The sequence below is a fragment of the Kineococcus indalonis genome (genome assembly GCF_009906395.1).
GTDB lineage: Bacteria > Actinomycetota > Actinomycetes > Actinomycetales > Kineococcaceae > Kineococcus > Kineococcus indalonis.
This window is the reverse complement of the sequence record NZ_JAAALM010000656.1, coordinates 1-1,913: the sequence shown is the minus strand read 5'-3', so window position 1 is coordinate 1,913 and position 1,913 is coordinate 1. Positions and strand designations below refer to the sequence as shown.

Below are 1,913 nucleotides of genomic sequence, written 5' to 3'. Positions count from 1 at the left end.
CTGTCGGCCCGCACCGGCGGGCGCGGTTCCCGCGAGGTCGTCGAGCACGTCCGTCTGGCCGCCGACGCCCCGCGCGCCCGGTTCCTGGACCTCGCCCTGCGCGCGCTGGCCGCCGACCGGGCCGCCGCCGGGCTGGCCCTGCCGGAGGTGGTCGCGGCGCACCTGTCCGCCGACGAGCTCGTGCTGCACCTCGGCACGCGCCTGGAGGGTGCCGCCGCCGTCCCGCCCGCCGGCTGGACGGTGCTGGAGGGCGGTGCCTGGCGCACCGCGCGCACCGAGGTGCCCGAGGTCCTGCCGGACGCCCCGCAGGTCCCGGACGTCGCCGCGCCGTACCCGGCGCTGGTGGACGTCGCCGGCAGCGGCGCGCACGAGGTCCTCGTCGACCTCGAGAGCGCCCCGGGCCTGGTGGCCGTCGGCGGGCAGCACGAGGCGGCGCGCGACGTGGTCACCTCGATGGCGGTGGAGCTGGCGACGAACTCGTGGTCCGACGGAGTCGACGTGCACCTGGTGGGGTTCGGCGACGAGCTGTCCGTGCTCGCCCCCGGGAACCTCACCGCGCACGTCGCGCTGGAACCGCTGCTGGAACTCCTGGAGCAGCGCCTGGAGGAGCGCCGCGGCCCCGCCGGCGGGGCCGCGGGCCTGCTCGCCGCCCGGCTGGCCCGCGAGGCCGGGCGCCCGCGCCCGACGGTCCTCGCGCTCTCCGGAAGGCCCACCGCGGAGCAGGTGCGCAGGCTGGTGCGGCTGACCGCCGGCGGGCGCACCCCCGTCGCCGTGCTGTGCGTGGGCGACGTGCCCGAGGCGTCCTGGCGGTTCTCCGTCGACGCCTCCGGGACCCTCGACCTGGGCGTGCTCGGCCTGCGCGGCACCGCCCGCCGGCTGCCCCCGCACGAGTACGCGCCCTGGCTGGCCGCGCTGCGCGCGGCCCTGTGAGCGCGCTCCCACGGCCGCCCGTACGGGCCTGTGGACCCCGCACCCGGGCACCGCGCGCGGTGCTGCGCTGGACCTCGCGGGACCCCCGGTCCCGGGGCTGAGGAAGGAACCCGAGGAGGAGCCCACCGTGGCGAACCTGAACGTCACCTGCGACACCTGCGACGAGATGCGCACCGCCTCCACCGACCTGGAGAACGGCAAGCGCGAGGTCGCCGACCAGCCGGCCCGCCTCAAGGCGCTCGTCGACGGCCTCGTGTCCGCCGGCTACGTCACCGACGGGTCGTCGATCGCGTTCAAGGACGCCTACGACGAGTTCGGCACCGGCACCGTCCTGGACGACCTCACCGGGGTGTCGACCTACCTCAGCACCGCGGCGCAGCCCCTCGAGGACACCGACAGCCAGCTCGCCGCCCGGCTCGGCCGCTGACCCGCGGCGGGCACCGGGCGGAGCGCCGCAGCAGCACCCCGGGACGGGCCCACGCCAAGCGCGGGCACGGCGCGCTCGTGCCGTTCCAGGCCGGGCGCTCGGGGGGCCGCCGGCCCGGGGCGGACCCCGACGCGCCGGTGCCGGCGCCGTGGACCGCGCCGCTGCGCCGCGAGGACCTCGCCGACCTCGCCGACCTCGCCGACCTCGCCGAGCCCGCCGTGCCGCTGGCCGCCGCGTTCGGCGCGCACGACCTGCCCGTCCTGCAGCGCCGCGAGCCGCTGGAGCTGGACCTGGAGCGCGACGGGCACCTGTAGGTCGTGGGCGCCCCGCGCAGCGGCCGCTCGCAGCTGCTGCGCGCCCTGGCCGGGCACCCCGGGGTGCGGGCGGTGCTCACCGGCACCGACCTGAGCGCCGAGGAGCTCGAAGGCGTCCTCGGCAGCGCCGCCGTCGTGGCCGCCGGCGAGACCGGCGAGGTGGGCGCGGGGTTCTCCGGCTGGCAGGTGGCGCTGCCGCCGCCCGCAGCGCCACCCGTCCCCTGAACGGCGCGGTGCGCGGG

General features: G+C 78.9%; 3 protein-coding genes and 1 pseudogene. All 4 read left to right on the top strand.

Annotated features, from left to right (window positions below; translation table 11 throughout):
* Window positions 1-930 (top strand): annotated as a pseudogene (locus tag GTR00_RS19980) (hypothetical protein); the annotation flags it as partial.
* Between the two features lie 127 nt (window positions 931-1,057).
* Window positions 1,058-1,357, top strand: coding sequence for a WXG100 family type VII secretion target (locus tag GTR00_RS19975; RefSeq protein WP_166613291.1), 300 nt, complete (start codon window positions 1,058-1,060; stop codon window positions 1,355-1,357).
* A 77-nt stretch (window positions 1,358-1,434) separates the two neighbouring features.
* Window positions 1,435-1,671 carry a hypothetical protein gene (locus GTR00_RS19970; protein WP_166613290.1) on the top strand — a complete coding sequence of 79 codons (237 nt, stop codon included), beginning with the start codon at window positions 1,435-1,437 and terminating at the stop codon, window positions 1,669-1,671.
* Window positions 1,672-1,674: 3 nt separating this feature from the next.
* Window positions 1,675-1,896 carry a hypothetical protein gene (locus tag GTR00_RS19965; protein WP_166613289.1) on the top strand — a complete coding sequence of 74 codons (222 nt, stop codon included), beginning with the start codon at window positions 1,675-1,677 and terminating at the stop codon, window positions 1,894-1,896.
* Window positions 1,897-1,913: the final 17 nt, after the last annotated feature.